At 36.8% G+C, this 24058-nt stretch carries 26 protein-coding genes; 22 read left to right on the top strand and 4 right to left on the bottom strand.

Going from position 1 to position 24058, the window contains the following annotated elements; all coding sequences use genetic code 11:
• Position 1: 1 nt before the first annotated feature.
• The 8 genes from IEW44_RS09900 (at position 2) to IEW44_RS09865 (ending at position 7863) form a co-directional block, all read left to right on the top strand.
• Positions 2-1021, top strand: a complete 1020-nt coding sequence (locus IEW44_RS09900; RefSeq protein ID WP_188614889.1) for a beta-carotene 15,15'-monooxygenase — start codon at positions 2-4, stop codon at positions 1019-1021.
• Between the two features lie 73 nt (positions 1022-1094).
• Positions 1095-1355, top strand: coding sequence for a metal-sensitive transcriptional regulator (locus tag IEW44_RS09895; protein ID WP_188614888.1), 261 nt, complete (start codon positions 1095-1097; stop codon positions 1353-1355).
• A gap of 75 nt (positions 1356-1430) precedes the next feature.
• The gene (locus IEW44_RS09890) at positions 1431-1733 is read left to right on the top strand and encodes a rhodanese-like domain-containing protein (RefSeq protein WP_188614887.1); all 303 of its coding nucleotides are present in this window, start codon (positions 1431-1433) and stop codon (positions 1731-1733) included.
• Between the two features lie 58 nt (positions 1734-1791).
• The gene (locus IEW44_RS09885; RefSeq protein ID WP_188614886.1) at positions 1792-2493 is read left to right on the top strand and encodes a DsbA family oxidoreductase; all 702 of its coding nucleotides are present in this window, start codon (positions 1792-1794) and stop codon (positions 2491-2493) included.
• An 88-nt stretch (positions 2494-2581) separates the two neighbouring features.
• Positions 2582-3229 (top strand): peroxiredoxin family protein, encoded by a 648-nt coding sequence (locus tag IEW44_RS09880; RefSeq protein ID WP_188614885.1) that lies wholly within the window; start codon positions 2582-2584, stop codon positions 3227-3229.
• 78 nt (positions 3230-3307) lie between these two features.
• Complete coding sequence (locus tag IEW44_RS09875; RefSeq protein ID WP_188614884.1) at positions 3308-4240, top strand: c-type cytochrome; 933 nt, start codon at positions 3308-3310, stop codon at positions 4238-4240.
• A 175-nt stretch (positions 4241-4415) separates the two neighbouring features.
• A complete protein-coding gene (locus IEW44_RS09870; protein ID WP_188614883.1) occupies positions 4416-6410 on the top strand; it encodes an ABC1 kinase family protein in 1995 nt (664 codons plus the stop codon).
• Positions 6411-6696: 286 nt separating this feature from the next.
• Entirely contained in the window at positions 6697-7863 is a 1167-nt protein-coding gene (locus IEW44_RS09865) for a C40 family peptidase (RefSeq protein ID WP_229704216.1), read from the top strand.
• Positions 7864-7934: 71 nt separating this feature from the next.
• Here IEW44_RS09865 and IEW44_RS09860 read toward each other — a convergent pair whose 3' ends face one another.
• Positions 7935-8387 (bottom strand): GNAT family N-acetyltransferase, encoded by a 453-nt coding sequence (locus tag IEW44_RS09860; RefSeq protein WP_188614881.1) that lies wholly within the window; start codon positions 8385-8387, stop codon positions 7935-7937.
• 171 nt (positions 8388-8558) lie between these two features.
• Between IEW44_RS09860 and murB the strand changes: the two genes are divergently transcribed.
• The 10 genes from murB to IEW44_RS09810 all read left to right on the top strand — a co-directional run bounded on the left by murB (position 8559) and on the right by IEW44_RS09810 (position 17006).
• Positions 8559-9473 carry a UDP-N-acetylmuramate dehydrogenase gene (gene murB / locus IEW44_RS09855; RefSeq protein ID WP_188614880.1) on the top strand — a complete coding sequence of 305 codons (915 nt, stop codon included), beginning with the start codon at positions 8559-8561 and terminating at the stop codon, positions 9471-9473.
• 62 nt (positions 9474-9535) lie between these two features.
• Positions 9536-10303 (top strand): exodeoxyribonuclease III, encoded by a 768-nt coding sequence (locus tag IEW44_RS09850; protein ID WP_188614879.1) that lies wholly within the window; start codon positions 9536-9538, stop codon positions 10301-10303.
• Between the two features lie 114 nt (positions 10304-10417).
• The gene (locus IEW44_RS09845) at positions 10418-10780 is read left to right on the top strand and encodes an ArsR/SmtB family transcription factor (RefSeq protein ID WP_188614878.1); all 363 of its coding nucleotides are present in this window, start codon (positions 10418-10420) and stop codon (positions 10778-10780) included.
• Positions 10770-12887 carry a heavy metal translocating P-type ATPase gene (locus IEW44_RS09840; protein ID WP_308421641.1) on the top strand — a complete coding sequence of 706 codons (2118 nt, stop codon included), beginning with the start codon at positions 10770-10772 and terminating at the stop codon, positions 12885-12887. The genes IEW44_RS09845 and IEW44_RS09840 overlap by 11 nt, the downstream gene beginning before the upstream one ends.
• A 118-nt stretch (positions 12888-13005) precedes the next feature.
• Entirely contained in the window at positions 13006-13287 is a 282-nt protein-coding gene (locus tag IEW44_RS09835; protein WP_188614876.1) for a late competence development ComFB family protein, read from the top strand.
• Between the two features lie 179 nt (positions 13288-13466).
• Positions 13467-13883, top strand: a complete 417-nt coding sequence (gene mntR / locus IEW44_RS09830) for a transcriptional regulator MntR (protein WP_188614875.1) — start codon at positions 13467-13469, stop codon at positions 13881-13883.
• A gap of 10 nt (positions 13884-13893) precedes the next feature.
• Positions 13894-14748 (top strand): CvfB family protein, encoded by an 855-nt coding sequence (locus IEW44_RS09825; protein WP_188614874.1) that lies wholly within the window; start codon positions 13894-13896, stop codon positions 14746-14748.
• A 79-nt stretch (positions 14749-14827) separates the two neighbouring features.
• A complete protein-coding gene (locus tag IEW44_RS09820; RefSeq protein WP_188614873.1) occupies positions 14828-15721 on the top strand; it encodes a DUF1002 domain-containing protein in 894 nt (297 codons plus the stop codon).
• A gap of 38 nt (positions 15722-15759) precedes the next feature.
• Positions 15760-16038, top strand: a complete 279-nt coding sequence (locus tag IEW44_RS09815; RefSeq protein WP_188614872.1) for a GNAT family N-acetyltransferase — start codon at positions 15760-15762, stop codon at positions 16036-16038.
• A gap of 101 nt (positions 16039-16139) precedes the next feature.
• On the top strand, positions 16140-17006 hold the full coding sequence (locus tag IEW44_RS09810; protein WP_188614871.1) for a YbyB family protein: 867 nt from the start codon (positions 16140-16142) through the stop codon (positions 17004-17006).
• Between the two features lie 26 nt (positions 17007-17032).
• On the opposite strand, the gene IEW44_RS09805 is transcribed toward IEW44_RS09810, so the two are convergent.
• The 3 genes from IEW44_RS09805 to IEW44_RS09795 all read right to left on the bottom strand — a co-directional run bounded on the left by IEW44_RS09805 (position 17033) and on the right by IEW44_RS09795 (position 20766).
• Positions 17033-18175 (bottom strand): MFS transporter, encoded by a 1143-nt coding sequence (locus tag IEW44_RS09805; RefSeq protein ID WP_188615060.1) that lies wholly within the window; start codon positions 18173-18175, stop codon positions 17033-17035.
• 126 nt (positions 18176-18301) lie between these two features.
• Positions 18302-19810 (bottom strand): succinyl-CoA:acetate CoA-transferase ScpC, encoded by a 1509-nt coding sequence (gene scpC / locus IEW44_RS09800; protein ID WP_188614870.1) that lies wholly within the window; start codon positions 19808-19810, stop codon positions 18302-18304.
• A gap of 305 nt (positions 19811-20115) precedes the next feature.
• On the bottom strand, positions 20116-20766 hold the full coding sequence (locus tag IEW44_RS09795; RefSeq protein WP_188614869.1) for a LytTR family DNA-binding domain-containing protein: 651 nt from the start codon (positions 20764-20766) through the stop codon (positions 20116-20118).
• 495 nt (positions 20767-21261) lie between these two features.
• Here IEW44_RS09795 and IEW44_RS09790 point away from each other — a divergent pair, with 495 nt between their 5' ends.
• The 4 genes from IEW44_RS09790 (at position 21262) to IEW44_RS09775 (ending at position 24012) form a co-directional block, all read left to right on the top strand.
• Positions 21262-22056, top strand: a complete 795-nt coding sequence (locus IEW44_RS09790; RefSeq protein ID WP_188614868.1) for a helix-turn-helix transcriptional regulator — start codon at positions 21262-21264, stop codon at positions 22054-22056.
• A 109-nt stretch (positions 22057-22165) separates the two neighbouring features.
• A complete protein-coding gene (gene yidC / locus IEW44_RS09785) occupies positions 22166-22921 on the top strand; it encodes a membrane protein insertase YidC (protein WP_188614867.1) in 756 nt (251 codons plus the stop codon).
• 44 nt (positions 22922-22965) lie between these two features.
• The gene (locus tag IEW44_RS09780) at positions 22966-23214 is read left to right on the top strand and encodes a hypothetical protein (protein ID WP_188614866.1); all 249 of its coding nucleotides are present in this window, start codon (positions 22966-22968) and stop codon (positions 23212-23214) included.
• A 6-nt stretch (positions 23215-23220) separates the two neighbouring features.
• The gene (locus tag IEW44_RS09775; RefSeq protein ID WP_188614865.1) at positions 23221-24012 is read left to right on the top strand and encodes a M15 family metallopeptidase; all 792 of its coding nucleotides are present in this window, start codon (positions 23221-23223) and stop codon (positions 24010-24012) included.
• The last annotated feature ends 46 nt before the right edge of the window (positions 24013-24058 follow it).

Genomic DNA, 24058 nt, shown 5'->3' with positions numbered 1-24058 from the left:
TATGGCCATAGTGAAGCAAAGACACACGATATGGTTATGTCTTTTTTTAATCGTTGTACTCTCTAATATTGCCATTTATCAATTAGCGTTAATCGAAGTAAATGCTAACACGCAAGCCGTGGTAATAGGGTCTTTAATTGATTTAATGATAGTAGCACCACTGCTCTGGATGGCCTATCGTAAATCATTCACATTAAAGAAAGCTATTCTACTCATTGCATTAGGCGCAATTATCGCACGTATTACAATACCTGCGCCTTATTTAGCGCCATATCAAGCTATAACATGGGTAGGATTAGGTATGGAAGCTGTACTTTTTTTAATGGAATTATTACTTATCATTGTTTTACTATTTTACTTGCCTAAAATCATACAAGCGACTAAACGTTCATCATCGCCTTTGTTATTTGCCTTTGTTGAAGAGAGTGAGCGTCATGTGAAAAAGCAACCCATTATTCAAATGATTTGTTATGAAGGATTAATGTTTTACTATGCTATTATGGGGTGGAAGAGAGCGCCCGCTTTGCGTACAGTAACCATCCATCAAAAAACAAGTTATTTAGCGATGATGATTATGCTCATCCATGGGATTGTGTTAGAGTCTATAGGGTTTCACTGGCTCTTACACGAGAAGAGTGCAGTGTTGGCGTATGTTTTGTTATTCGTTAATATATATGGTGTCATTTTCATAGTAGCGCATATCCAAGCAATTCGGACAGAAGGGATCACTGTACAAAATCGTACATTATATATGTCACTTGGTTTAATGCAACGCGTAGCGATTCCGTTAGCTAATATTCAAGCTTTACAAGAGGATGTGCCAGAGGGTAAGTTAGCGAAAGATATTGCTAACTTTGCGGTTTTAGACTTTGAACCGCGTGCGCCACAAGCGATTATCCATGTAAAAGAACCAGTCATTGTTTATACGATGTATGGTCGCAAAAAAAAGTATAAAAAAATTGCTTTTCGATGTGATGATTACGCTAGCGTTAAAACATGGATTGAAACGTCTCAAATATGAGGCGTTTTTTTTGACGATTACATACGGGGGTATTATGATGGGATAAAGTCACGATAGAAACGGAGGAACGAACATGAGTTATGATAGTAAAGCGCAAAATCGTATTAAGCGTATTGAAGGTCAATTACGTGGGATATTACGCATGATGGAAGATGAGCAATCATGCAAAGATGTTGTTACGCAATTATCAGCAGTGCGTTCCGCAGTGGATCGTACTATTGGTGTTATTGTGAGTACTAATTTATTAGACTGTGTGCAAGATGCCAAAGGTGACACAGGTAAAATGGATGAGGCTGTGCAAGATGCTGTAAATTTAATTGTAAAGAGCCATTGACCGTGTGTTAAAAACGATAAAGTGATATAGTATTTACATAATTCGTGCTTAGCACAGATGTAAGGAGACTATATCATGTATGAAATGACAACGGATGAGGTATTACAAGCCATTGAAGCGAAAGAGGATATTTTACTCATTGATGTGCGAGAAGCAGATGAGGTAGCTGCTGGACATATTGAAAATAGCTTACACATTCCATTGGGTGAGGTCCCACAAGCAGTAGAATCATTACAAGAACAAAACAAAAAAATGATAATGATTTGTCGGAGCGGGGCACGTAGTGCGAATGCTACAATGTATTTAAGGCAATTTGATATTGAGGCATATAATATGATTGGTGGTATTTTAGATTGGCGCGGAGAACTAATTTATTAGGGTTTCCGCCCTTTTTTTACAAAATAATATACCCTATCTAGTATAGGAGGTAAGGGAAATGAAAATAGAAATATTTACAGATTTTGTTTGTCCATTTTGTTATATCGGAAAAACACAATTAAAACGAGCAATTAAAGAAGCAGGTTACGAAGAAGAGGTGGAATTGATCTATCGTGCGTATCAACTTCATCCAGAGACGCCTAAAGAGCATGCCCCGCGTTATTTACAGGCACTAAAAGATAAGTTTAATGGCGATGTGACAAAGATGAATGAAGTGATGGATAGCATACAATATCGTGCACAAGAAGTCGGTTTGACTTATCAATTTGAAAAAATGACAACGGCTAATACAGAAACTGCTCATCGCATCGTAAAATGGGCGGCGGCATATGATAAAGATATTGTATTGTTTGATCGTTTGATACAAGGCTACTTTACAGAGGGGTTGGACTTGAACGATGAGGCACAAGTTTTAGCAATTGTTGATGAAGTTGGTTTAGATGTTTTACAGGCAAAGCAAGTATATCATTCACAAGATTATATGCAGGCGTTAGACGAAGACCGTTATGCAGCCATGCAAATAGGTGTTAATAGTGTCCCTTTTTTTGTATTTGAAAATCGTTATGGTATTAAAGGGGCTGAGCCAGATGAAGTGTTTATCCGCACCTTACATCAAACAGCTAACTATGTAGAAAAACAAAAAGAATTCACAATTACAGCACAAGGTACAAGCTGCGATATAGATGGTAATTGCTCATAAAAAACAAGGAGTCATGAAACAGAGATTTTGCTTCATGACTTTTTCTATGGCAAAATGATGAGAAAGTGAATACTTAGGAGGGTACATGTTGAAAAATAAAAAAGGAATACAGTGGTTACTTGTGTTACTTGTCATGATAGCTATTGGTTACACAGGGTATTCGGCATATGACCAAGCACAAGAACGCAAAGCCTTAGAAGCAGAACAAGAGAAAATGAAAAAAGAACGTGAAGCAACAGAGAAGAAACAAGAGCGCCAAGGAATGGACTCATCAGACGAAATGGTACCTAAAGAGCCCGACGCAATACCAGCACCAGCATTCTCAGCTTCTAACTTGTCTGGTCAAAAAGTGGACCTCGCCTCTTATAAGGGACAAAAAGTTGTGTTGAATTTCTGGGCATCATGGTGTCCACCATGTAAAGCAGAAGTACCACACTTAGTAAAATATAAAAATGAAAAAGCAGCAGAACAAAATACAGAAATTGTCGCAGTTAATTTAACATTCCAAGATGATGGCATTGATAGCATTCAAAGTTTTGTTAAAGAATATGGTATGAACTTCCCTGTATTATTAGATGAAAAAGGGGATATTGCACCTCAATATAGTATTATGACAATCCCAACGACATTTATCTTGAATGAAGAAGGCATTATTGAACATCAAATAACAGGTCCTGTTACAGATGATATTTTAACAGAATTAATTGATGAAATTGATTCTCCTGTAAAAAAGTGAAGGAAGTGTGAGAAAAATCACAGCGTCACATTCTCTTATCCTTTAGTATGAAGATAACCATACAAGGAGGGGTATACTATGAAAGTATTTGCAGGAGTTGCGACGGGTATTGCACTAATAGGTGCTATGATAATTGGTGCAGTTTATGGAGATAAAATGTTAAATAGTGAAAGTGCTGCACCAGCAACATCGGCTGTAGGCGCATCGACAACCACTGTGCCATATGATCCGCCGAGTATTGAGGAAGTACCAGATGGTCCAATGAAAGAAGCGATTCTTTATGGACATGAATTAGTCAATGAAACAAACACAGTAGCAGCAGATTTTGTAGGCAATAATTTATCTTGTACAAGCTGTCATGCTGGTGCTGGTTACGATAGAGAGTCTTCTTCTTTAGTAGGTGTAACAGCAGATTACCCACAATATATGCCAAGAGCGGGTAATATTTTAACAATTGAAGATCGTATCAATGGTTGTATGGTACGCAGTATGAATGGTAAGAAATTTGAAATAGATAGTGAAGAAATGAAAGCGATGGTTGCTTACTTCACTTATATTTCTGAAGGTGTACCTGTTGGAGCGGATCGTGACTGGGCAATGAAGAACACTATGGATGAAGTGCCAGTCCCTAACGTATCAGCTGGGGAAGAATTATATCAAAAATCATGTATCGCGTGTCACGCAGCAGATGGTTCAGGTACAGGAGCTAATACAGGCCCTGCCTTATGGGGGCCAGATTCATTTAATGACGGAGCAGGTTTATCACGTTTAAGTAAAATGGCAGGTTATGTACAACAAAATATGCCAGTAGGTAATGAAGGTTCACTCACTGATCAAGATGCAGCCGATCTAGCAGCATTTATTTTATCGCAAGATCGCCCAGAGTGGAAAAACCATGACAAAGATTTCCCTGGTATCGAACGTCCGAAAGATATTATGGATAAAGAAAAACGTCAACAAGTAAAAGACGGTACAATTAATTGGGAAGAAGTCGTTTCCAAAGCAAAATAAAGTGTAAATAAAACATCTCCACCGTGTAGTCGTTATTACAGCGACTAACGGATATGGGGGTGTTTTATTTTTAACAGGAGAATAAAAGTAAGCTACATCTCATTCTTTTAAGGGTATTGATTAGGTGATAGCCTATAATTATTTGTATAATACAGAGGAAAGAGAGGTGCAGAGTATGCTTGATTTATACATTAAGTTTGGTATTGAAGTAATCATAGCAGGTGTCTTTATTTATTTTGTAACAGGGCGTTTAATTGGAACGACCCTTACTTTTACAAAGCGAATTTTGTCCGTTTCGATAAGTATTATCTTAACATCAACGGTGTATTGGTTCTCTTATTTGCAATATACTGATATTTTAAAAGGCAGTCTTTTCAATGTGTTCCTTGAAGTGAGTACATTAGTTTGGATTGGCAGCATGCTGCTCACCTCCATGTTATTGTATTTGATTTTTGAATTATTTGATCCAATTGGAATTGCTGTAGATGATGCTAGAGGGCAACGTTCATTCTGGACGAGATTGCGCTTATACTGGAAACAGCAAAAGCGATTACGTCAAGTATTAAGAGTAGCTGTGACCAATGGTGTTGTGCAAACAATTAAATATGCTAGACAACGTGAAAATGAACGAGAGTTAGCCATCGCACTACGTAAAACATTAGAAGAATGTGGTGGTATCTTTATTAAATTTGGCCAAGTACTATCGACACGTAAAGAATTATTCTCACCAATATTTATTGAAGAGCTGTCAAAACTACAACAAAGTGTGCCACCTCTACCAGAGGAGACGGTTCATAAAATTTTACAGCACTCACTAAGTGAAGATGTAGATCAAGTATTTGCTGATTTTCATACAAAGCCCATTGCCTCTGCATCTATCGGTCAAGTACATAGGGCAACATTACGTACAACAAAGGAGCAAGTCGTCGTAAAGCTATTACGCCCTGAAGTAAAAGAGATAATGATGAATGATGTCACAATACTTGTAGAGTTTGCGAGTTGGTTTGCCAGTAAGTCTGCATGGGCAGCTAATTTAGGATTTAAAGAATTAGCGATTAGTTTTGCGGAAGGGCTAGCAGAAGAAATTCACTTTGATATCGAAGTTCGCAATACAATGCAAGTAAAACAAGCATTAGCAACGAGTCAGTATGCCATTCGTATTCCTAAAATTTACGAACAATATAGCGATGATGATATTATCGTGATGGAGTATATTGAAGGAGAAAGTGTAGCTATTGCTGATTTCCACTTTAGACGCATGAATATCGACCGCCATGCCTTTGCCCAAACGGTTTTGTTTTCTTTCTTTGAACAAATGTTACATGCAGGCATTTTTCATGCAGACCCACATCCAGGAAATATTTTTATTGATGAACAAACAGGTAAGCCTGTGTTAATTGATTTCGGTGCCGTTGGACGTTTAGGTGTTACACAACAAGAGGGCTTAAAATTGTTTTTAATGGGGATTCAACATATGGATGCCAGTATTGTATATGATGGATTAACATTGTTAGTCGAAGAGAACGACCCAACCGACCGAGCGCGTATGGAGCAGGCTATCGACCAATTATTGTTGCGAGTTTCTTATGTTGACCGTATTCCGACCGAGGAATTAGTGTACTCACTTTTTAAAGTAGTAAGAGATTTTGAATTGGTATTTTACTCGTCAGTAGCACTTGCCTTGCGTTCTTTTGTGACATTAGACGGGACGTTGCGCGTAATCGATGAGGACTTTGATATTTTCACAGAAGCAAAGGAATTTTCTGCAAGTTATATGAAGGAAGTCTTTTTAAAACCTTTAAAAGAACCATTGGCTACTAAAGAAAAAATCGAAGAAGAATTAGCGCAAATACTACCTACTATCCGCAAAATGCCACGACGATTGGACCAATTAATACAGCGTGTAGAAAGCGGTAAAATTATATTACACCATGATATTTTTTCAGATGAACATAACGCTCGCTTCATTACACAGCTTTTTTCCAAGTTAGTATTGCTATTAGTTGGCATAACTTTTGGCATTATCTCAGTAGCTTTACTAGCCATTTCTCAATTTATTCATAAACCATATGCGGTGTATTTAAACACAACAGCGTATCTAGGCTTGTTTTTATGTGCTATTTTACTTGTGCGATTGTCGATACAAGCTTTACGAGATACGAAAAAGTAATAAAAAGTTAGAGATGTTACAAATGTAATATCTTTAGCTTTTTTTATTTGTGTCTAAAATGTGAAAGGTTAGATTTATTATATAAAAGTAGTATTGTAGCGTGTTTTCTAGACGCTGAAATATTACAAAGATATTTCAGCTATTACCTTTAGATTAAAAACTAAAGCGTATGATGTGCTTGCTAAATAAAAAGTGCTAGAATGAATAAGGCAAGATGACAACGTAGGTATAAAACAATAGACACGGTATATAGATGAACACAAGTTATGAAAGGAATGGATTAATAGTGGTATCAAAGTATACAAAACGCACTTGGTTAACATTAGCATTAGCAGGGGGTTTAACTTTTAGTGCAGTCGCTCCATTAGAAGCAAGCGCAGAAGAAACATCTCAAGAAATGATTGCAGAAAAAGAAAAAATCGATGCTGAGGTAAAAGCCTTAGCAAGTGAATTAAATAAATTACAAGAAGAATTAGATGCAAAAGTAAAAGTTTTTGAACAGGTAGCAGCAGATATTAAAAAAGTTGATGCTGACATCGAAGCAACAACTAAGCGTATTGAGAAACGCAGTGAATTATTAGGTGAACGTATGGCTGCATACCAAGCAAATGATTCAAATATGAACGTATATTTTGATGCTGTATTTAGCGCATCAAGTATTTCAGATTTATTAGATCGCGTAACAGCTGTTAAAACGTTATTAGATGCGGATGAGCAATTAATTGAAGAACAAAAAGCAGATAACGAAGCATTAAAGAAACAGAAAAAAGTATTAGCTGATAAACAAGCAGAATTACAAGAACAATTCCGTGCTTTACAAAAACAAGAAGGCGAAATTGAAGTTAAAAAAGCAGAAAATGAAGCGAAATCATTAAAATTAAAAGAACAAATTGCGACTAAACAAGAAGAAGAACGTTTAGAACGTGAACGCCAAGAGGCAGAGCGTAAAGCAGCCGAATTACGCGCATTACAAGAACAAGAATTTGCAGCTCAACAAGCAGCTGTACAACCAAATGCTGTACAACAACCCGCTGCTCAAGCTAAAGCAGCGACAACACCTACAGTAGAGCCGCCAGCAACATCAAAACCAGTGGCAAGTGGTGTGAGTGGTGCTATTGCTGAAGCGCATAAATATATCGGCATGCCATATAATTGGGGTGGTGCTAGCCCTGCAACAAGCTTTGACTGTTCAGGTTTAACACAATACTCATACGCAAAAGCAGGTATTTCTTTACCGCGTACAGCTGCACAACAATATTTAGCGACAACACGTGTGGCAGCTGACCAAGCCCAAGCGGGAGATTTAGTATTCTTTAGTTATGGTTCAGGTATTCAACACGTAGGTATTTATTTAGGTGGCGGCATGATGATTAACTCACAAGATAGTGGTGTAACAGTAGAGCCAATTAGCGGCACATGGTTAAATTACCTTGTAGGTTATGGTCGTCCGTAATATAAGTGATAAAAAAAAGTGGTAAGGGAGATCGTTAATTTCCTTTACCACTTTTTATATTGTGTTAGGGGTCAATCATTCATTAATAATGTAAATTCAGGCGTAAAGCCATTAGCTTTAAATGCTTCAACAGCTTTTGGATTATCAAGTGCAACATAAATTTGAACAGCTTCGATGTTTTTAGTGACAAACCACTCTTTACTTGCAGTGATTAAATGACTAGCGACGCCACTACGTCTATTAGTTGCTATGACAAATAATTCATTTACTAACCCATAATAAAAATCTTCTGCCAAATCATGATGGATTGTCATAGTAGCATAGCCAATAACGACATTATTCTTTTTGGCTACAATAACATTAGCATAAGGACTTTTCATTAATGTGAGAAGTTGCGTTTGAATAGCTTGTATATCTTGATGTGTTAAAGCCTCGCTAGCCATTTCGATCGCATTGGCATTCCATAGTTGTAAAATAGTAGACAAATCTTGTTCATGATCATGAGTGAGTGTTTTAATAATCATCAATCTACCTCCTTAGCTGTTATAACGATTTAATGGCGGAATAGTGTCAAAAAAGAGGGAAGTAATAGGAAATAGTGGCAACATGATACGCGTAATTTACTTTCTCGAAAAAACTCGGTAAACTAGAGAAGATGATTTTTGGATTTAACATTTAGAAGGGAACAGGTCGGGATGACAAAACTACAATGGATTGCAGATTTACAAAATTTAATCGGACATGAACAAATCAAAGTTAATGAACCTCTTCATTTATATACAATGACAAAATTAGGGGGTAATGCAGACATTTTTGCTTTACCAAAAACAGAGCAACAAGCACAATTAGTTGTGCGTTATGCGTATGAACATCAAGTACCTTTATTAATGCTAGGCAATGGGTCTAATATGGTAGTACGTGATGGTGGTATGAGGGGGATTGTTGTTACATTTTCCGAATTAGATGAGATTACCATTACAGATGAGCGTGTTTATGCCCAAGCAGGAGCCTTAATTAAAGAAGTCTCTAAACAAGCGGCAGCCCAGTCACTAACAGGGCTTGAGTTTGCTTGTGGTATTCCAGGCTCAATTGGAGGAGCAATGGCAATGAATGCAGGTGCTTATGGTGGAGAGATTAACGATGTTATTATTGAATCCACAGTATTGACACCTCAAGGCGAGCGCTTAACACTATCTAAAGAGCAACTAGCCCTTGGTTACCGCACGAGCATTATTGCGAAAGAAGGTTATTACGTTTTATCATCAACCTTCCAACTAGCACGAGGCAATCAGCAAGAAATTGATACAAAAATTGCAGACCTTACACATCAAAGAGAATCTAAACAACCGCTAGAATTTCCATCGGCAGGTAGCGTGTTTAAACGTCCCCCTGGGAACTTTGCGGGTAAATTAATTCAAGATAGCGGTTTGCAAGGCAAAGGTGTAGGTGATGCCGAAGTATCGACAAAGCATGCTGGCTTTATTATTAATAAGGGTGCTGCAACAGCAACGGATTACATCCAAACTATTGAGATGGTACAACGCGTTGTCAAAGAGAAGTTTGGTATTGATTTAGAGCGTGAAGTAAAAATAGTTGGTGATGATAAATAATAGTAGAAAGCTACACTGAGAGGATGTCTTTCAGTGTGGCTTTTTTTAGGAGGTTTTATCTGATGAAATATATATCATGGAATGTTAATGGCATTCGAGCATGTGTAAAAAAAGGTTTTTTAGATTATTTTTATGCTCAAGATGCTGATATTTTTGCGATACAAGAGACAAAATGTCAGGCAGGGCAAGTGGAATTAGATTTGCCAGGTTATTATCAATATTGGAATTATGCAGAGAAAAAAGGTTATTCAGGCACAGCAGTATTTACAAAAAAGCAACCTTTACATGTTCACTATGGAGTAGGCGATCATGAAACAGAGCGAGAAGGACGTATTATCACATTGGAGTATGAAGATTTTTATTTTGTGAATGTATACACACCTAACGCACAACGCGATTTAGCGAGACTAGCCTATCGTTTACAGTGGGAGGAAGAACTAAGAGAATATTTAATTGTATTACAGCAAAAGAAACCCGTTGTTTATTGCGGGGACTTAAATGTAGCACATACAGCATTAGATTTGAAAAATGCCAAGTCTAATGAAGGTAATTCAGGCTGTACGGTAGAAGAACGTGATAAAATGTCTCAATTATTAGCCGCAGGATTTATCGATACTTTTCGTCATAAATATCCACAAGCCACAGACCGTTACAGCTGGTGGTCTTATATGAACAAGGTCAGAGAGCGAAATATAGGGTGGCGCATCGATTATTTTATCGTTTCTGCATCATTACAAGCACATATTAAAGAAGCAGAAATGCATGATATGGTATTAGGCAGTGACCATTGCCCCATTTATTTAATAGTAGAACGCGAAAAATCAATTTGATTTTTCGTGTTTTTTTTGTAAATCGTAAAGATTACACATTCAAACGAATGTTTGAATGAATAGGGAATAGATGTTATAGTATAATCAAATAATCATTTGAATGAGGTGAATGTCATGACAAATACCTGTTGTGAAGTAACAAAGGCAAACCTTACAAAAGTAGAGAGTGTACAAAAGAAGATTCCTGATTTAAGTGGTGTTGCTGTCTTTTTAAAGGCATTATCAGATGAAACACGCTTAAAAATTGCATATGCTTTAACAGTAGAAGAAGAACTTTGTGTGTGTGATGTAGCAGAAATTATTGGCTCGTCTGTAGCTACAGCCTCACATCATCTACGTTATTTAAAAGAACATCATCTGGCTAAAGCAGAGCGTAAGGGAAAGCAAATGTTTTACTCTTTAGCAGATGACCATGTGTATCAAATTGTAACGATTGCTTATGAACATTCGATTGAAGGTGAAGATAATGACAACTAAACAAGAATATCGCTTACATAATTTATCTTGCGCAAGTTGTGCGGCTAAATTTGAAAAAAATGTGCGACAAATCGATAGTGTAGAAGATGTTCAGTTGAATTTTGGTGCTTCTAAAATAACTGTTGTGGGCGATGCAAGCATTGACCAGTTAGAAGAAGCAGGAGCATTTGACGGAATCAAAGTAACGTCTGCAAAAGAAAGAACAAAACCTAAGTCTGTACCTTTTTATCAACGTAAAGAAAATATTTTAGCGTTTATCTCATTAGTGTTTATCGTGGCAGGCTATACAGCAGATGCACAGTTAGGTGCCGATTCTCGTATACCAATGAGTATATTTATTGCGGCTATTGTGATTGGTGGCATTGATATTTTTAGAGTAGGTTTTAAAAATATTATCCGCTTTGACTTTGATATGAAAACATTAATGACCATTGCGGTTATTGGTGCTGCGATTATTGGTGAGTGGAAAGAAGGCGCAGTTGTTGTATTCCTATTCGCCGTTAGTGAGGCATTAGAGGCATATTCTATGAATAAGGCACGTCAATCTATTGAAGGTTTGATGGATATTGCACCACCAGTAGCATTAGTGAAGCGTGCAGATGGCGACCATTATCACGAAATGGAATTAAATACGGAAGATATTCAAATTGATGATATTCTAATCGTAAAACCTGGGCAAAAAATTGCGATGGATGGCGTTGTTATAACGGGTTTATCGACTGTTAACCAAGCCGCAATTACGGGCGAGTCTGTACCAGTAAATAAAGTAGTAGGGGACGAGGTTTTTGCAGGGACATTAAATGAAGAAGGTGCGATGGAAGTCCGCGTTACAAAACGTGTTGAGGATACTACTATTGCAAAAATTATTCATTTAGTAGAAGAAGCACAGGCAGAAAAAGCGCCTTCACAAAAATTTGTTGACCGATTTGCAAAATATTATACACCTGTTATTATGCTAATTGCTTTACTTGTAGCAGTCCTTCCAGGTGTGATAACAGGGGATTGGCAAACGTGGATTTATCAAGGTTTGGCTACATTAGTTGTAGGCTGTCCTTGTGCCCTTGTTATTTCAACACCAGTAGCGATTGTGACAGCGATTGGTAATGCAGCACGCCAAGGAGTGTTAATTAAAGGTGGCGTATATTTAGAAGAGCTTGGTCATATTAAAGCTGTAGCATTCGATAAAACAGGGACATTAACAAAAGGTACACCAGAGGTAACAAAGCTAGTGGTAGCACCTACTGAAGATCAACGCGATGTATTATATAAAATTGCAGCGGTGGAAAAACCTTCACAACATCCATTAGCACGTGCTATCTTAACAAAAGCTTTAGCAGAAAAAGTAGACATCATTGAACCTCAAGATTTCCAATCTGTAACAGGTAAAGGTGCATATGGCACAGTAAATGGTGAGACCGTATATGTAGGTAGCTTAAAATGGATTGCTAGTTTAGTTAAGCTAGATGCAACAGTACAGGCACAAGCCAAAGAAATGCAAGAGCTTGGTCATTCTGTGATTGCAGCCTGTACGGATGAGAAAATGTTAGGGATTGTAGGAATTGCTGACCAAGTACGAGAAGAAAGTAAAGGCGTCTTTGAGCGTTTACGTAAACAACATGTAGAGCATACCGTAATGTTGACAGGTGATGCAGAGCCAACAGCAAAAGCTATTGCAGCTGAGTTAGGTATGACGGATGTGAGAGCAGGGTTATTACCAGAAGATAAATTAAGTGCAATGAAGGATTTACGTGCACAATATGGCAAAGTAGCGATGGTTGGTGATGGCATCAATGATGCTCCTGCATTAGCAACAGCTTCAGTTGGTATTGCTATGGGTGGCGCTGGTACGGATGCCGCATTAGAGACAGCAGATGTCGCTTTAATGGGGGATGATTTAACTAAATTACCATACACTATTGGTCTGAGTAAAAAGACACTGAATATCATTAAGCAAAACATTGCTTTTGCCCTAGGTTTGAAGGCTATAGCACTCCTGCTTGTCATTCCTGGTTGGCTAACTTTGTGGATTGCGATTTTTGCAGACATGGGTGCGACTTTATTAGTAGTTCTAAATTCACTACGTCTAATGAGGACACAAAAGTCATAATGTAGTAATTTTATTCGCATAAAAAAATATATTATGCATGTTTCATTGATATTTGTAAAAAAACTCGCTATCATTGGTTCAGATACGATAATATGTACAAATGAGGCGAAAGTAGGATATGGCAACTACAATGTTGGTGAATGTAACAGAGGAAATTATAACAGGTTTAGTTGGGTTTTATTTAAGAGGCGTAGAATACCAAACATTTTGTCATTGTGAACACTGTGAAACAAAGATTATCGCAGCGGTTTTAAATGAGTTACCAAGTTATTATGTAACGAATGAGGCTGATCGTAACGAGGCTTTTGCAAAATTAAACACCGAAGACCAAGTAGAACGTATGAATCGTACAATCATTCATGCCATTCACACGATTGGTCAAAAACCTAACCATCAATAATCATCTAACATCTAGAGAAAACAACCTAATATAAGAGCAGCCAAATGAGCTGCTCTTTTTGAATGTCATAAATGCTTCTTTTTCGTCATCTTTATTGAGAATTGCATACTGTTACTCACTTTTTTTTTCATAATGTAGTAAACTATTAAGTACGACTAAATGAAAGAGAGGGATACGAAGTGCCGACACCAAGCATGGAGGATCATATCGAACAAATTTACTTACTAATTGATAATAAAGGATATGCTCGAGTATCCGACATAGCCGAAGCATTATCTGTACTTCCTTCTTCTGTAACGAAAATGGTTCAAAAATTAGATAAAGATGGCTATTTGAACTATGAAAAATATCGTGGCTTAACTTTGACACCTAAAGGTAAAAAACTAGGTAAACGTTTAGTGCAACGACATGAGTTATTAGAGCGTTTCTTAGAGTTGATAGGGGTTAATGAAACATTAATCTACGATGAGGTGGAAGGAATTGAACATCATTTAAGTTGGCACTCTATAGATCGCATTGCAGATTTAGTACAACTTATGGAAGAAGATGTAACAATCCAAGAAAAATTAGAACAAATTCGCTTACGAGAAGAGTGAGGATATAATGATGAATAAATTACAAGCAGGTACAGTTGTTAAACTAACTGTATTAGCCGAAGAAAATTCGAAATGGCTATTAACAAACGGTGAGATTGAAATCCCAATAAACATGTCTGAAATCCAAGAAGAAGTAGCGATTGGCGATCAGGTAGAAGTTTTCTTATTCCATGATAGACGTGGTGAGTTAGCTGCTACAACCGCAATACCTACAATTCTAGAAGGAGACTATGACTGGGCGCGTGTGTATAAAGTAGCAAAAGAAGGTGCCTATATTGATATTGGTACTTCACGTGAAGTATTAGTACCAGCAGAAGACCTCCCCGCACTTGAAGAGCTGTGGCCACAAGCAGGAGACCATTTATACGTAACATTACGTGTAGATAAGGCAGGGCATTTATATGGCCGCTTAGCAACGGAAGAAAAAGTGTCTGAACGTTATGAAGGTGCTTTTGAAGAATTGTTTAACCAAAATATTAAAGCGAGACCATATCGTTTATTACCAGTGGGCGCATTTTTATTAGGTGTAGATGTGCCATATCGTATTTTTGTACACAATAGTGAAATGAAACAAGAGCCTCGTCTCGGTCAAGAAGTGATTATTCGCGTAATTGATACAAAAGACGATCATTCATTAAATGGTTCCTTATTGCCACGCAAGCATGAACGTATTGACGATGATTCACAACAAATCCTAGATTATTTAGAGCAGGTAGGCGGTAAAATGCCTTTTGGCGACAAATCATCACCAGAGGAAATCAAAGATATGTTTAAAATGAGTAAGGCTGCTTTTAAACGTGCATTGGGCAAATTAATGAAGGCAGGAAAAATTAAACAAAGTGAAGGCTGGACAGAAAAATTATAGGTCGTCATAATGAAGAGTGAGTTAGGGGAACCTACTTGCTCTTTTTTCGTATATAAATAATGACTAGGGAGGTCATAAAATGAAACAGAAAATAGTAGCTTTTATTACTGTATTTGCATTATTGGTAGCCATCGTACCAAATGCCTTGGCTGCTAAAGTCATTGATGAACGTTTAGGTGTACCAATTGTAGTATATGGTGCAAACTTAAGTGAAGCAGAGAAACAAGAAGTGAAGAAATCATTAAATATCGCAGATGATGATACTGTAGAAGAAATTACAGTAGCAGGCAGCGATTTAAACCGCTATATTTCAAATAGTAATCCAAACGCACAAATGTTTTCATCCGCTAAAATTACATTGAAAAATCAAGGTGAAGGTTTAGTCATTGATATTGTGACACCTAAAAATATTACTGAGATTACAAGTGATATTTATGCTAATGCTATGTTAACAGCAGGTATTGAAGATGCATTAGTTGAGGTAGCAGCGCCTAAACCAGTGACTGGACACTCAGCACTAGCAGGGATTTATAAAGCTTATGAGGAACGTTCAGGGGAGACATTAGACACAGAGCGCACAGATGTGGCTAATGATGAGTTAAATGTAGCTACTACGATTGCACAAGGCTCAGACGTCAGTGATGAAAAAGTAGCGGAATTATTAACAGAAATAAAGAAACAAATTGCTGAAAATACACCAACATCACGTGAAGAGGTAGAACAAATTGTTAATGATCAATTAAGCAAATTAGAAATTAATTTAAGTGAGCAAGATCGTCAAATGCTAATTGACCTTATGGATAAAATTCGTGGGTTAAATATTGACTTTAGCAAATGGACAGACCAATTAAACGATTTAAGCCAATCCATTGGCGACAAAATTGATAGTTTAACATCTGAAGATGGTTTTTGGGGTAAAGTGAAAGCATTCTTCCAAAATATTGTGGATACAATAGCTTCTTGGTTTAAATAAGCCATTCCTATGCTACACTAAAAGTGGGGGTGAGAATGATGGAATTCACATTACAAGATAAGGGCGCTAATCAATTTGCTTTTATTAACGAACAAGAAGGCAAAGTGATTGCTGAAATCTCTTGGGTACAAGATGGTAACATAATGAAGATGGACCATACATTTGTGTCTGACGCGTTGCGTGGTCAAGGTGTAGCTAAACAATTATTAGATACAGCTGCAGACTATGCACGCAAACATAATTACAAAATGGAAGCGATTTGTTCCTACGTAGTTACAGCATTTAAAAGAGACACGTACAACGACGTTAAAGCATAATGCGAGCCCCAACCTTGTTACGAAATGTAATAAGGTTGGGCTTTTTTTTTACAGTATTTTAAATGAATCATGTTAAACTAGGAGGAGAGGGAGGTTAGAAGATGTTTACAATTAAGACGTATGATGAATTAACAAAAGATGAACTTTATAAAATACTACAATTACGTATTAATGTATTTGTCGTTGAACAAGAAACCTACTATGAGGACTTAGATGACCACGACCAACAAGCATTACATTTGATGCATATGGTTGATAATAAGTTATTAGCTTATGCACGTATGTTGCCACCAGGTGAGATATTTGAAGAAGCTTCTTTTGGTCGCATTATTACAGCGCCTGAAACAAGGGGTACTGGTTTAGGTAAAAAGATGATGAAAACCATTATGCATACAATTTATACGGAGTGGGGAAATCCTCCGATCTTTATTCAAGCGCAAGATTATTTGACAGACTTTTATCATTCATTTGGTTTTGTCCCTGTATCAGAGACTTATACGTATGAATGTTTGCCACATCGAGATATGTTGTATTCACCATTGACAGAAGATTTAAGCAATGAAGGTTTGAATGCTCTTTCTACAGGGAATAGTGAGTTATCCAAGAAAAGAGAAAGGGGCAACACTAACATGGCAAAATTTAAAGGTAAAGGTGTAGTCGTTGCAGGTCTTATTGCAGGGGCAGCAGGCTACTTACGTAAAAAAGAAAATCGAGATAAAGTATTAGATATGGTTGGGATGGCAAAGGAAAAAGTGACAGACTTTGCTAATACACAAAAAGAAAATTTATCAAACCAAAAAGAAGCAGAAGCGGAATCATTGCAAGATACGGCTAAAGCAGCAGCAGGTTCTTCTGATTTAAAGATTGAAGAAAATGAGATGGTGAGTGAAGGTGCTCAAACAACCGTACAATATTATAATGAAAAACAAGACGATAAAGTACAAGAGTCGGACGATAAAAAAGAATAAAAAAACGCTCTAATTAGAGCGTTTTTTTATGTGGTTTGATGTTGAGTTTTAATAAAGAGCGCACTGATGGCAACACCTAATAAAATAATACCTGTAAGCGAAAAGCCACCTGTAAGACTTAAATCTAATGCGCCCAGTACAAACGACCCTGCTACTACACCAATAGAGAAAAATGCATAAAAGTAACCGTATGCTTTTCCTCGTACATCAGGCGTTGTAGCATCAATTAATAAAGAATTGAGTGATGGAAATAAAAAAGCAAAGCCAACCCCATAAACGACCATAGCAGTATAGAGTATACCTTGCCCATCCGCTTGTCCAATCATTATTTGGCTAATGCCCATCAAACCAATCCCCATCGCAAATGTTTTGGATGGTGCTACTCGGTCAAAGATGCGATTTGTTGGTAAAATAAAAACGAGTACAGCCACAATGCCAAATGTGCTTAATAATGTACCAGATAAGCGTGAGTCGTAACCAAGTGTTTGTGCTTGTAATGGTAATAGATAAGCGATAACACCTTGAGAAAACATTAAAAAGAATGCACCTAAAAACGCAGCGAGTGTGCCGCTATTTGTGAAGAAGGCTCGTATGGGCGCATAGCCCTTTTTTTGTGCCACTTTTTTATGCAGTTGCCATTTACGCAAGGTGAAATAAGCGATAAAGCCTAGAATAAGCATAGCGACAGCTGTAATAGAAAATACAAAAGGTACACTTGTTTTCTTTGCTAATATGCCACTAAATGCAGGCCCAACAATTGCGGCTACACCAACAAAAGCTCCAGATAGGGCACTGTTTTTTCCACGTTTATCTTGTGCAGAACCATTTGCTAAGTACGTAAAAGCAGCAGGTACAATGAAGCCTGCAACTAAGCCATGTATAAAACGAATAGCTAGTAAAATATAAATGTTGTCTGCAAAATTATATAAAAGTAATGCAGCGCCAGTCGTAAGTAACCCAACGACTAGTATAACGAAAGGCCCTTTTCGATCGGTCAAAAAGCCGGAAATAATGTTCCCTATAGTATTTGATAATGAATACATACCTACAGCTAATCCTGTTAAGAAAGCTGTTGAACCTAAAGAGTCAGCAAATGTACTCATAACAGGCAGTTGGGTAAATAAATCAAAAAACGAAAAGAAAATAATCGCATAAATAAAATATTTCATAGTTCCTCCGTATTTCATGTATTCCCCTCATACATCAGCTCTATTATACACGATAAAAAACGGAGTGGCTAAGTTAGTTTACTCAAAAAAAGAGATGACGTTTATATAGCGTCATCCCTTTTCATATTATAATTTCATTGTTTTATTTTTAGCTAAGTTCACATGCCATGATAACGCTTCTTCTAGTAAGTGAGGCGTTTGATGACCACCAGTTGCTTCAAATGCGCGGTTATAGTAATCCCATAACTGTTCTTTAAAGTCTGGGTGAGCACAGTTTTCAATGATTAAGCCAACACGCTCTTTTGGAGCTAAGCCACGTAAGTCAGCGATCCCTTGCTCTGTCACAATGACATCAACATCATGCTCTGTATGGTCTACATGAGAAACCATTGGTACGATTGACGAAATTGCGCCACCTTTAGCATATGATTTTGTTACGAAGATGCCCAAGCGTGCATTACGTGCAAAGTCACCTGAACCACCGATACCATTCATCATACGTGTACCTGATACATGAGTAGAGTTTACATTACCATAAATGTCTAACTCTAATGCTGTATTGATCGAAATTAAACCTAGACGACGAATTAATTCAGGATGGTTAGAGATTTCTTGTGGACGTAAGCAAATTTTATCTGCATAAGCTTCTAAGTTACCATAGACTTTTTTCTGTAATTCTTCTGTTAAAGTAATAGATGTTGCAGCAGCAAACTTCACTTTACCTGCATCAATCAAGTTAAATACAGCATCTTGTAAAACTTCAGAAGCTACAACTAAGTCTTCAAATTCAGAGTCAGCAAAGCCATCAAGCACAGCGTTTGCTACAGAACCAACACCGGATTGTAAAGGCATTAGCTGCTTTGTTAAACGACCTGCTTTGATTTCATCGCGGAAGAAATCAAGTAAGATATTGGCCATTGTTTGTGTTTCTTCATCTGGTGGCACAATTAAAGAAGGTGCATCTGGCTCTTCAGAAATGACAATCGCTTTAATTTTGTCTAAATCGACACGAATACCAATTTCACCAAGACGTTGAGACGCATCTGTCATTGGAATTGGTTCACGCTCACTACCTTGCTCTTTTGGTACATAAATATCATGAATACCAATCAGTGCTTCTGGGTGTGAAACGTTCAACTCAATAATAATGTTTTCAGCATATTGAGCAAAAATTGGTGAGTTACCAACAGAGTTTGTTGGAATAATTAAGCCGTCTTCAGTAATCGCTACTGCTTCAACGATTAAGTATTCGATTGGACCGATAATGCCTTGACGCACTAACTCAGCATTGTGAGAAAGGTGTGCATCAACGTACATGATATCCCCAGCATTAATCATGTTACGGATACCAGCGTCTCCTTGGAATGGTCCACGCTTGCGAATAGCACCAGCTTCTGCTAAAAATTTGTCTACCTCAGGCCCTAAAGATGCGCCTGTGTATACATCAATTTTAAAATCTTCATTTTTAGCACGTTCAACTAAAGCCATAGGTACAACTTTTGCGTCCCCAGCACGCGTAAAGCCACTCATCCCAACCACAGCGCCATTTGTAATTAATTTGGCAGCTTCTGTAGCTGAAACGACTTTAGATTCAAGCTCTTTAACACCTAAACGATTTTGTAAAGTTGCATTCATTAAAAAATCCTCCCCTAAAAGTTTTTGTTTATGAATGTGTATTAATTGACAGAAAATTTTTAAATTTTCTGTATATTAATCGAACTAACTATGCAGCGTTCTTTCAACAATACTATCACCAAATTGTCACATTTACCCCAATTATAACATGAAAGCGTTTAAAAAAAGTAAAAACGAGCGTTTAAAGGTTGTTTCGATTGATATTTAGTCTTGAAGTAGATAGCGAAATAGGGTGATTAAAGCGAATGAGATATGTATAAAAAACAAAGTCGAAAAAAGGATTTTCGACTTTGTTTTACTGAAGATTAGAAACCTAAAGAACGACGGAAATAGCTAGCGTAACGTTGGCTAACTGGAATGCGTGTACCATCTTTCATAATTAATAGGAATGTTGAGTGAGAGTCTGGTTGAATTTCTTCGATGTAATCAATGTTAACAATGTAGGAGCGATGGCAACGAATGAAAGAATCTGGCGCTAAAAATAGCTCTAAGTCACTTAAATTTAAGCGATGGAAACCTTCACGATTCATTGTTTTAACAAATGTTTTGCGTAATTGTGTCTCGAGATAAATCACTTGATTATGCTTGATAGGGTACCAGCAATCATCAATTTTAACTGTGATGTAATTTGTTAAGAATGGAGATGGCTTTTGTGGGAAGATGGCTGTAATAGCACCTTTAGTTTCTCCTTCGTCAATAAGAGGGATACTCATGCCGAAATAAGAAACACCAAATACATCTGGCTCAATATATGAGCTAACTTTTTGACCATAGTTCATTGCTTTAAAAGCAGCTGAACCTTCTTTTACTGGGTCACCTGGTTTGATTTTTAAGTCAACTTTCTTGCTTGGTTGATAATAGACGTATTCGTCAGCATTAGAAATAGCGATTGACGTATTTTCAGGGAAAAACTCTTTTATGACGTCCATGATTTCTTCAATTTGTTTTGGATCCAATTTAAACACCTCATCAAATGTTCTGTGTAATTTTAAAATGATTATTATCTATTTTACTACAAATACAACTAAATGAAATAGAGAAGATTGTGTAGTAAGTAAGAGAATTTTATGATTATATATAAAAAATATCGAAAATGTTACAAAATGTCCATTTTTGCAAAAAAACAACTACTTAAAAAAATACAATTTATGTTAGAATGGTAGCATAATAGCTATTTATTTCGAACTATATTAGAAATAAACTATGTCGTTTGGACTATCTACAAGAAAAATACATTGCTTATATCTTAATAACCATGATACGATTTTTATATCTTGAATTTGCAAAGTTTAGTAAATGTAAGGCATAAAAAGTAAGTAATGGTTGTCAAAGTCGCGTGTAGACAAGGGTGGCTTATCATTTTTATAGAGATTGTGTCATGAGCTATCACAAAGTCACTCTATTCTGGTCAAAAATATGAACAAATATTTTTCAGAAAGATGAGGAGAATTATGCAACTAAACCAACATTCTATTGCAGAATCAATTTCGAAAGTATACTTTCAAGAAGTTGATGAACTGAATCATTGCCAAGATGTCGATCATTTCTTTGAGTTAGAAGCAAGACTAATCCATGAAGTTTTTAACTTAGAAACAGAGAAAGCGAAAACAACATTTGCCGAAGTCATCAGTGTATTAACCAACTGTTTTGGCAAAGAAGCAATCAAAGGCATGAGCACATATTTTACGATTGTATCTTCTATCGTAGCGCGTAGATTACTAGAAAATCAAGTTCCAGCTAAAAAAGCATTTGCTTTTAATCGTGCTTGTTCAAGTATTATTGAACGCATGAGTGAAGCGAGTTTCTTGCAATTTGCTGATGAACTTGTCGAATTTTACGTGTATTTTATCGCAGATCGTAAGCAACCTAATTTCCGTCATCAAACGGTAAATAAAGTAATTATGTACATAAATGATGAACTTGAAAGTGATTTAACAGTTGAAAATATTGCTAAGCGATTCCATATTAGTACGAGTCATTTGTCTCGTATTTTTAGAGAACATGTAGGGATTACATTAGTTGAATATTTAAATATTCGACGAGTGGAAGAAGCGCAATATTATTTAAGACACACCACGAAAAGCATCACTTCTATTTCGAATCAATTCCATTTCTGTAATCAAAGTTACTTCACACGTATTTTCAAAAAATATACCGATGTAACACCAAAGCACTTCCGCGATGATAGCAGCCATCCTTTTTATCGTTTTGAACTAAGCATGCAACAAGAGTCGTTATATAAATAAAAAATGCTAATGGGGCTCTTATGCTTCATTAGCATTTTTTATATTTTGTGTGCATAACTATTATCGTGTATAATTTCTAGTTAATTAGAAGAATGTAGAGGGTGAAAAAATGAAAAATATCAAATTAGCGTCCCTCCTATTATTGCTTGTGACAGTCTTGTCGGGGTGTCAAGCTGTAGAGAATAAAGAAGGTTTTTTCTATAGTGTATTTGTTAAACCAATGGACTTTATACTAGAATATTTAGGAACAAACTTATTAGCAGGTAACTACGGATTAGCGATTATTGTGATTACGATTGGTATACGCTTAATTTTAATGCCTTTTATGTTGAAGAATTATCGTCAACAAAGCCGCATGAAAAATAAAATGGATGCAGCTAAACCTAAAATTGATGAAGCCCAAAAGAAAATGAAAGAGGCAGAGACAAAAGAGGAACAAATGAAGTATCAACAAGAATTAATGGGGATTTATCGTGAATATGGTATCAATCCTTTAAATATGGGCTGTCTCCCGCTACTGATCCAGATGCCAATTATTATGGGACTTTATTTTGCTATTTTATATTCACCAGATGTTAAATCACATGCTTTTTTATGGTTTAACCTTGGCTCACAAGACTACATTATGGCGGCTATTGCAGGCGTTGTTTATTTAGTGCAGGCACGTGTGTCGTTATGGACAATGCCTGAGCAACAGCAAAAACAAATGAAGTTTTTTATTTATTTATCACCAATTATGATTACGTTCATCTCGTTAAATGCTATGGCAGCATTACCCGTATATTGGTCTGTGAGTGGCTTATTACTCGTGATCCAAACGTATATTGGACGTAAATTTTATTCAGAACATGCTGAAGAAGCATAGTAATCGAGGCGTTTAAGCCTCGATTTTTTATAGGAGGAACAGGATTGAATGCTAAAGTCATTACGACCATATTAGTTGTAGCAGCCAGTGTATCATCGCTTTATTTTATTATTCAGGAACAATTTAATTATGCTGTACTAGCATTGACCATTATGTTTACTTTATCTAATGCTTTTCGGGCATATAGTTTTAAAGAACAAGGATTAGTAAAAGAATCAAAAATTATGAGGTATCTCGCGATCTTTTTTGCTCTAGCAACCGTTATGGTAATAGTAGTTATTGTGAAAGGGTAGATGGAAATGCAAAGATCAAGGAAGAAAGAAAAACGCATAAATAGGTATTGGCTATATCTAGTTGGTGGACTTGTTTCAGTCCTATTAATCGGTAGTGTTGTGTGGACAGTATGGTCAAAACAAGAAAACGTCAAAGAACATGAACGGAAAAATGAACAATTAGCTAAAGAAATTGCCACGAATCCTGATCCGAAGCCCGAACCAGCACCATTAACAAAAGAAGATACGGCTGAAAAAACGGATAATGGCTATATTGAGGGGCAAGCTATTCCACAAGAGCCCAGTTATATTAAAGGCGTTTTAATTGCTAGCAAAAAATATCCACTTCCTTCAACATTTGCGCCTGGTGAAGACCCAGAAGCTAAAAAAATGTTAAATGAAATGCTCAATAATGCTAAAAAAGCAGGGTTTACATTGCAAGCTTTTAGTGGTTACCGCAGTTACGAATATCAGACTACACTCTATGATAATTATGTAAAACGCGATGGAAAAGATGCAGCAGACAGATACAGCGCAAGACCAGGTTATTCAGAGCATCAAACGGGTTTAGTATATGATATCGGTGAGGTTGGTAGAGAGGATGTATGGCTAACAGAGGCATTTGGTGAAACACCAGCAGGTCAGTGGTTAAGAGACCATGCACATGAGTACGGTTTTATTATGCGTTATCCCAAAGGCAAAGAGGATGTGACGGGTTATATGTACGAATCATGGCATTTTCGATATGTGGGTACAACAATTGCAAGCGAAATTTTCACGAAACAAAGTACACTTGAAGAATATTTAGGTATTGAATAAAAAAAGCGGTTGGGACAATGTGATGTCTTAACCGCTTTTTAGTTTA

Source organism: Lysinibacillus alkalisoli, assembly GCF_014643595.1.
GTDB classification, from domain to species: Bacteria; Bacillota; Bacilli; order Bacillales_A; family Planococcaceae; genus Metalysinibacillus; species Metalysinibacillus alkalisoli.
Note: the sequence above shows the minus strand (reverse complement) of the source record. Positions and strands in the feature narration are given on the sequence as shown.

Coding starts and splice junctions, on each gene's coding strand:
- IEW44_RS09835 (WP_188614876.1), top strand. CDS start 13,006: ATGGCAACTACAATGTTGGTGAATGTAACAGAGGAAATTATAACAGGT.
- IEW44_RS09815 (WP_188614872.1), top strand. CDS start 15,760: ATGGAATTCACATTACAAGATAAGGGCGCTAATCAATTTGCTTTTATT.
- murB (WP_188614880.1), top strand. CDS start 8,559: ATGACAAAACTACAATGGATTGCAGATTTACAAAATTTAATCGGACAT.
- IEW44_RS09840 (WP_308421641.1), top strand. CDS start 10,770: ATGACAACTAAACAAGAATATCGCTTACATAATTTATCTTGCGCAAGT.
- IEW44_RS09890 (WP_188614887.1), top strand. CDS start 1,431: ATGTATGAAATGACAACGGATGAGGTATTACAAGCCATTGAAGCGAAA.
- IEW44_RS09885 (WP_188614886.1), top strand. CDS start 1,792: ATGAAAATAGAAATATTTACAGATTTTGTTTGTCCATTTTGTTATATC.
- IEW44_RS09790 (WP_188614868.1), top strand. CDS start 21,262: ATGCAACTAAACCAACATTCTATTGCAGAATCAATTTCGAAAGTATAC.
- IEW44_RS09775 (WP_188614865.1), top strand. CDS start 23,221: ATGCAAAGATCAAGGAAGAAAGAAAAACGCATAAATAGGTATTGGCTA.
- IEW44_RS09805 (WP_188615060.1), bottom strand. CDS start 18,175: ATGAAATATTTTATTTATGCGATTATTTTCTTTTCGTTTTTTGATTTA.
- yidC (WP_188614867.1), top strand. CDS start 22,166: ATGAAAAATATCAAATTAGCGTCCCTCCTATTATTGCTTGTGACAGTC.
- IEW44_RS09860 (WP_188614881.1), bottom strand. CDS start 8,387: ATGATTATTAAAACACTCACTCATGATCATGAACAAGATTTGTCTACT.
- IEW44_RS09825 (WP_188614874.1), top strand. CDS start 13,894: ATGAATAAATTACAAGCAGGTACAGTTGTTAAACTAACTGTATTAGCC.
- IEW44_RS09845 (WP_188614878.1), top strand. CDS start 10,418: ATGACAAATACCTGTTGTGAAGTAACAAAGGCAAACCTTACAAAAGTA.
- IEW44_RS09870 (WP_188614883.1), top strand. CDS start 4,416: ATGCTTGATTTATACATTAAGTTTGGTATTGAAGTAATCATAGCAGGT.
- scpC (WP_188614870.1), bottom strand. CDS start 19,810: ATGAATGCAACTTTACAAAATCGTTTAGGTGTTAAAGAGCTTGAATCT.
- IEW44_RS09850 (WP_188614879.1), top strand. CDS start 9,536: ATGAAATATATATCATGGAATGTTAATGGCATTCGAGCATGTGTAAAA.
- IEW44_RS09895 (WP_188614888.1), top strand. CDS start 1,095: ATGAGTTATGATAGTAAAGCGCAAAATCGTATTAAGCGTATTGAAGGT.
- IEW44_RS09900 (WP_188614889.1), top strand. CDS start 2: ATGGCCATAGTGAAGCAAAGACACACGATATGGTTATGTCTTTTTTTA.
- IEW44_RS09820 (WP_188614873.1), top strand. CDS start 14,828: ATGAAACAGAAAATAGTAGCTTTTATTACTGTATTTGCATTATTGGTA.
- IEW44_RS09875 (WP_188614884.1), top strand. CDS start 3,308: ATGAAAGTATTTGCAGGAGTTGCGACGGGTATTGCACTAATAGGTGCT.
- IEW44_RS09810 (WP_188614871.1), top strand. CDS start 16,140: ATGTTTACAATTAAGACGTATGATGAATTAACAAAAGATGAACTTTAT.